A 5850-nucleotide genomic window follows, 5' to 3' on the forward strand; every position below is an offset into this window, starting at 1 on the left:
GTGTCACGGCCCGCGCAGGATCGAAATCGAAGCGCAGCGCCTGGTAGATCGCGACCTCCAGCGTCGTCGCCGCCGGTCCGCCGCCCAGCGTCAGCACGATGGTGAAGGAGGTGATGCAGAGCATGAAGACCAGCCCGGCGACGCCCGGCAATGCCGCGCGCAGCGCCGGCCATTCGATCAGCCGCAACGCCGGCCAAGCCCCCATGCCGAGCTGGCTCGCTAGCCGCCACTGGTCGGCGGGCACGGTGCCGAGCGCCTCCAGGAACAGGCGCGTGGCCAAAGGCAGGTTGAAGAAGACATGCGCGACGAGGATACCGGACAGGCCGTAGATGCCGGGCCATTCCTGACCGCCAAGGCCGCCGAGGACGCCGGCAAAATAGCCGGCATGGCCGTAGAGCGCCAACACGCCGAGCGCCGCAACGATTGCCGGCAGCGCCAGCGGCACGGTGAAGAGCTGCAGCATCAGGCGACGCCCGGGAAACTTCGGGTGCCGGGACAGAGCGCGCGCCACCAGCAGCGCCGGCGCGACCGACAGCAATGTGGATAGCAGCGCCTGCCACAGCGTGAAGCGGGCGACGCGCAAGAGATAGCTGTCGAAGGCGCCGGCAGCGCCCGACGGGTCGCGGGCGCCTTCGAGGATGAGTCCGGCGAAGGCGCCGCCGATGAGCACGGCGACTGCCGCAAGGGCGACGATGCCGGCGGTTATGCGGGAATCAGGCGCCGGCCTGCCACCCTCCCCCTTGTGGGGAGGGTCGGTGAGCGGATGCCGCGAAGCGGCATCAGCGAACCGGGGCGGGGGTGAGGAAGTCCGCAACGTCGCTACCCCCACCCCGCTCCGCTTCGCGGATCGACCCTCCCCACAAGGGGGAAGGTGAAAGGCGCAGTCACTTGCTCATCGCCGCCAGCCATTCATCCACCCAAGCCTTGCGGTTGGCCGCGACCTCCTCCGGGCTGAACAGCAGGGTCTTGGTTGGCTTCACCAGTTTGTCGAAGGCAGGATTGAGCGGCTTGTCGGTCTTGCCGGCCGGGAACATCCAGTTGGTCTCGGGGATGACGTCCTGGAATTTCGGCCCTGTCATGAAGGCAATGAACTTTTCCGCCAGCGGGTTCTTCGCGCCGGTCGTGGTGATGCCGGCGACCTCGATCTGCAGGTACTCGCCCTCCTCGAAGGACGCCGCCTGGTAGCGCTCGGTGTTCTCGGCCACCATGTGGTAGGCCGGCGAGGTGGTGTAGGACAGCACCATCGGCGCCTCGCCCTTGGTGAACAGGCCGTAGGCCTCGCTCCAGCCCGGCGTCACGGTGAGCACTTTTGCCTTGAGCTTCGCCCATGCTTCCGGCGCCTTGTCGCCATAGACCGACTTCACCCACAACAGCAGCCCCAGGCCCGGCGTCGAGGTGCGCGGATCCTGGATGACGATCTTGTCGGCGCCGGCGCCCTCGACCAGTTCCTTCAGGCTTTTCGGCGGGCTCTTCAGCTTTTCGGTATCGTAGACGACGGCGAAATAGCCGTAGTCGAAGGGCACGAAGGTATCATCGCTCCAGCCACCCGGCACATTGATGCCGGACACTTCGCCATGCGGCGCGAACAGCCCGCTCGCCTTGGCGTCGGCCGTCAGGTTGGTGTCGAGGCCGAGCACGACATCGGCCTTGGTGCCGGCGCCCTCCAGCTTGACGCGATTGAGCAGCGCCACGCCGTCGGCGACAGATACGAATTCGAGATCACAGCCGCATTCGGCTTCGAATTCCTTCTTCACCCCAGGTCCCGGACCCCAGTCGGCGGTGAAGCTTTCATAGGTATAGACGGTGAGCTTGTCCTTCGCCTCGGCGGGCCCGATGCCTGCCAGAAGTGAAACAACGCCCGTTGCGAGAATAAGCTGGGACAACAGTGAGCGCATCGGCGCCTCCTTCGTTCGCGTTAAAGGAATTGAGGCGTCGGATGGTCCGAAACGTCTAATCCCTCCGCCGGTACAAACCGGATCAGGTTCAGCGGGTTGGCTTTGTCGCCTCTCAGCCGGTTCGCAAAGTCAGCGTCCGGCACCCCGTTAGAGCGTTTCGAGACATAGGCCCGGCCGATGCGGGGCGCAAGCGGAAGTTTGCCTGGCATCCAATGCATCACGGCTTACTCTGGAACGCAGCGCCGTTCCGTTTGGATGCGCCTGGCTTCCGTTTCGCGGGCGGGGCTGGTAAGGGCGACGCCCATGGGCACATTCACCATCCTGCTTGGCGGCGACCTCGTGCGCACGCCTCGGCTCGATCGCCAGATCGAAGGCTCCCGCGTCATCGCGGCCGACGGCGGCATCGGCCATGCCCGCATGCTTGGCTTGGTGCCGGAGCTGTGGGTCGGCGATTTCGACTCCGTGCCGGCGAACCTGCCGGAGGATCTTGCCGCCGTGCCGCGCAAGATCTTTCCGGCTGAAAAGGACATGACGGACGGCGAGCTCGCCATCGCCGAGGCGCTTGCGCGCGGCGCCACGCGCCTGGTGCTGGCCGGCGCCTTCGGCGGCAAGCGCGCCGACCATGCCTTCCTGCATCTGGCTCTAAGCGTGCGGCTGGCCGAGGCAGGCACGACGGTGCTGCTGACCAGCGGCGCGCAGGAAGGCGTGCCCATCCTGCCGGGCAAGGCCGGCTTCGACTATGCCGACGGCACGCTGTTTTCGGTGCTCGGCTTTTCCGAACTCGCCGGCCTGACGGTCTCCGGCGCCAAGTGGCCGCTTGACCGTGTCGAGGTGGCGTTCGGCTCCTCGCTCACTATATCAAACGAGGTCAAGGGCCGGCTCGAGATCGCGCTCGAGCGTGGCCGGGCGCTGCTGCTCGCCCACCCCTATCCTCTTCCCGAAAGCTGACATGGCTCCGCCTCTTCTCAATCTCGACGGCATAAAATTGACCTTTGGCGGCACGCCGCTGCTCGACGGTGCTGCGCTCAGTGCCTCCGCCGGCGAGAAGATCGCGCTGGTCGGCCGCAACGGTTCCGGCAAGTCGACGCTGCTCAAGATCGCCGCCGGGATGATCGAGCCGCAGGATGGCGAGGTCTTCCGCCAGCCTTCGGCGACGGTTCGCTATTTGCCGCAAATGCCTGACATGGATGGCTTTGCCTCTGTGCGCGCCTATGTCGAGGCAGGGCTGAGCCCGGCCGACGATCCGCATCGCGCCACCTATCTGATGGACCATCTCGGCCTGACCGGCGAGGAACGGCCGGACGACCTTTCCGGCGGCGAGGCGCGCCGCGCGGCGCTTGCCCGCGTCATGGCGCCCGAGCCCGACATCCTGCTGCTCGACGAGCCGACCAACCATCTCGACCTGTCGGTCATCGAATGGCTGGAAGAGGAGCTTGCCCGCACCTCGTCCGCCGTCATCCTGATCTCGCACGACCGCCGCTTCCTCGAGCGCGTCTCGCGCGCCACGGTCTGGCTCGACCGCGGCCAGACGCGGCGGCTGGATAAGGGGTTTGCGCATTTCGAGGAATGGCGCGACCAGGTGCTGGAAGAGGAAGAGCGCGAGCAGCATAAGCTTGGTCGCCAGATCGTGCGCGAGGAGCATTGGCTGCGCTACGGCGTGACGGCGAGGCGCAAGCGCAACATGCGCCGGTTGGGCGAACTCCAGGCCATGCGCCAGCGCTTCCGCAGCCATCGCGGCGCCGAGGGCTCGGCGACCATGGTGGCGAGCGACGCCGCCGAATCCGGCAAGCTGGTGATCGAGGCCAAGAACATCGAGAAAAGTTTTGGCGACCTGACCGTGGTCAAGGGTTTTTCGACCCGCATCCAGCGCGGCGACCGTGTTGGCCTGGTCGGCCCCAACGGCGCCGGCAAGACGACGCTGCTCAAGATGCTGACCGGCGAGCTGGCGCCGGACGCGGGCGCCGTGCGGCTCGGCGTCAATCTGGAGATCGCGACGCTCGACCAGAAGCGCGAAGCCGTCGACCCGCAGGAGACGCTGGCACATTATCTCACCGACGGGCGCAGCGAGAACCTTGTGGTCAATGGCGAGCAGCGCCACGTCGTCTCCTATATGAAGGATTTCCTGTTCAAACCGGAGCAGGCGCGCACGCCGGTGCGCGAGCTTTCGGGCGGCGAGCGGGCGCGTCTCCTGCTTGCCCGCGTGCTGGCCAGGCCCGCCAACCTCCTGGTGCTCGACGAGCCGACCAACGACCTCGACATGGAGACGCTGGAGCTGTTGCAGGAGCTCGTCGCAGGCTTTGCCGGCACGGTGATCCTGGTCAGCCACGACCGCGATTTCCTCGACCGCACCGTCACCAGCGTCATCGCGCCCCACGGCGGCGGCCGCTGGATCGAATATGCCGGCGGCTATTCCGACATGCTGGCGCAGCGCGGCGGCTCGAGGCTGGAGGATCGCAGGGCAAGACCCAGGGCCGAAGCCACGGACGCAAACGCCGCGCCCAAGACTGAGCAGGCCACCTCGAAAGGCCCGGCGAAGAAACTCTCGTTCAAGCAGAAGTTCGCGCTGGAATCCCTGCCGAAGAAGATCGAGGCGGTGACGGCCTCGATCTCCAGGCTGGAGAACAACATCGCCGACCCATCCTTCTACGAGCGCGACCCGGTCTCTTTCCAGAAGACCATCGCCGCTCTCGACAAGGAACGGACGACGCTGGCGGCACTTGAGGAAGAGTGGCTGGAGCTGGAGATGCTGCGGGAGGAGATGGAGGGGTGACGACTTGCCTGCATGCATTTATGCGCTTATCTTATGCGCATAAATGCAGAGGTATGCTATGCTCCAATCAACTGCGAAACCGCAACGCAAATCGGTCAACACCTCGATTGATTCCAGATTGATCGAAGAGGCCAAGGCATTGGGCATCAACATGTCTCGCGCTGCCGAGCAAGGAATAGCGAAGGCGATTTCTGCCGAAAAGACGCGTCGCTGGCAGGAGGAGAACAAGGAGGCGCTGGAAAGCTCCAACGACTACGTCAAGCGCAACGGTCTGCCTTTGGCCAAATACCGGCTGTTTTGATGGCTCGTTATGATTTCTACCGAAGCGCTGGAAGCGATGGTTATCTTCTCGATGTCCAGTCCGACCTGCTGGAGCACCTCGACACCAAAGTAGTCGTCCCGCTCTTGCCGCCCAACATGGCGCCGTTGCCAGCCCACCGGCTGAACCCGACCTTCAAGATCGATGGCAAAGACCACGTGATGGTCACCCAATTCATGTCGGCTTTGATGGCTTCCGAACTGCGAGCGGCAGAAGGAAATCTTGCCAGACACCACGACGAAATCGTCGTCGCCCTCGATATGGTGTTCCAAGGCTTCTGAGCACTACCCCGACGTCTTTGCCGCCCAGGCCTTCAGCGCCTCGTCAAAGACCTTCTCGCCGGGGATCCCCTTTTCCATGGTGAGCAGCGCACGACGTCCGGTCTTGTAGACCACCGGCACGTCGATCCAGTCCTGTCCCCTGAGCAGCGTCAGATTGGCGTCCTCGTCGGCCTTGGTGTCGTTGAGCGCGACAAGGAAGAAGCCGTCGGCGATCTTGGCCGGGATGCCGATCAGCGGGCTGCCGGCATCCTGCTCCGAGCTCTTCATGGCGATGCGCAGGATGTTGTCGACGCCGCCGCCGTCAAACCCTTCCGGCGTCAGGAAGATCATCTCGATGATGTGGCTGGCCGGCAGGGTCTGGTCGGTGTTGCGCCGGATGGTCATGCGTAGCTGGATGTCCTTGCCGGGAATCGCCGCCTCGGCGCGGATCGCCGGCTCCGGCGGCAGCTCCCCGCCCGGCGATTCCTGCACCAGCGACCAGACGATGCTGCCGGGCTCGGCTGTGCCCTGCTGCGTGCTGGTGCGCTCCTCATAGAAGATCGCCTTCTGGCCGACCGGCACGGTCGCCTGGGCCGTCGCCGGCGC

The 5850-nt window shown here is 65.3% G+C and carries 6 protein-coding genes, 1 pseudogene and 1 riboswitch; of the genes and pseudogenes, 4 read left to right on the forward strand and 3 right to left on the reverse strand.

The annotated features are described in order from the left end of the window. On the reverse strand, window positions 1-670 hold a 670-nt coding region (locus tag DH10_RS19745; RefSeq protein ID WP_343221583.1), incomplete at its 3' end, for an ABC transporter permease subunit. Window positions 671-884: 214 nt separating this feature from the next. Beyond that, complete coding sequence (gene thiB, locus DH10_RS19750) at window positions 885-1895, reverse strand: thiamine ABC transporter substrate binding subunit (protein ID WP_192247130.1); 1011 nt, start codon at window positions 1893-1895, stop codon at window positions 885-887. 42 nt (window positions 1896-1937) lie between these two features. Continuing rightward, window positions 1938-2052: riboswitch (TPP riboswitch) on the reverse strand. Window positions 2053-2198: 146 nt separating this feature from the next. On the opposite strand from thiB, the gene DH10_RS19755 reads away from it, so the two are divergent. From DH10_RS19755 to DH10_RS19770, 4 genes are read left to right on the forward strand one after another with little or no spacing between them, the layout of a single operon-like run. Further along, window positions 2199-2843: a thiamine diphosphokinase gene (locus DH10_RS19755; protein WP_192247132.1), complete on the forward strand. Its 645-nt coding sequence runs from the start codon at window positions 2199-2201 to the stop codon at window positions 2841-2843. 1 nt (window position 2844) lies between these two features. Further along, window positions 2845-4665, forward strand: coding sequence for an ABC-F family ATP-binding cassette domain-containing protein (locus DH10_RS19760; RefSeq protein ID WP_192247139.1), 1821 nt, complete (start codon window positions 2845-2847; stop codon window positions 4663-4665). Window positions 4666-4723: 58 nt separating this feature from the next. Continuing rightward, window positions 4724-4966, forward strand: coding sequence for a type II toxin-antitoxin system CcdA family antitoxin (locus DH10_RS19765; protein ID WP_192385252.1), 243 nt, complete (start codon window positions 4724-4726; stop codon window positions 4964-4966). After that, window positions 4966-5265, forward strand: a complete 300-nt coding sequence (locus tag DH10_RS19770; protein WP_192247143.1) for a CcdB family protein — start codon at window positions 4966-4968, stop codon at window positions 5263-5265. The genes DH10_RS19765 and DH10_RS19770 overlap by 1 nt, the downstream gene beginning before the upstream one ends. A gap of 3 nt (window positions 5266-5268) precedes the next feature. On the opposite strand, the pseudogene DH10_RS19775 reads toward DH10_RS19770, so the two are convergent. Further along, a pseudogene (locus DH10_RS19775) lies at window positions 5269-5850 on the reverse strand (hypothetical protein); the annotation flags it as partial.

It is taken from the genome of Mesorhizobium silamurunense (genome assembly GCF_014843825.1).
Taxonomy (GTDB): domain Bacteria; phylum Pseudomonadota; class Alphaproteobacteria; order Rhizobiales; family Rhizobiaceae; genus Mesorhizobium; species Mesorhizobium silamurunense.

Coding starts and splice junctions, on each gene's coding strand:
- thiB (WP_192247130.1), bottom strand. CDS start 1,895: ATGCGCTCACTGTTGTCCCAGCTTATTCTCGCAACGGGCGTTGTTTCA.
- DH10_RS19755 (WP_192247132.1), top strand. CDS start 2,199: ATGGGCACATTCACCATCCTGCTTGGCGGCGACCTCGTGCGCACGCCT.
- DH10_RS19760 (WP_192247139.1), top strand. CDS start 2,845: ATGGCTCCGCCTCTTCTCAATCTCGACGGCATAAAATTGACCTTTGGC.
- DH10_RS19765 (WP_192385252.1), top strand. CDS start 4,724: ATGCTCCAATCAACTGCGAAACCGCAACGCAAATCGGTCAACACCTCG.
- DH10_RS19770 (WP_192247143.1), top strand. CDS start 4,966: ATGGCTCGTTATGATTTCTACCGAAGCGCTGGAAGCGATGGTTATCTT.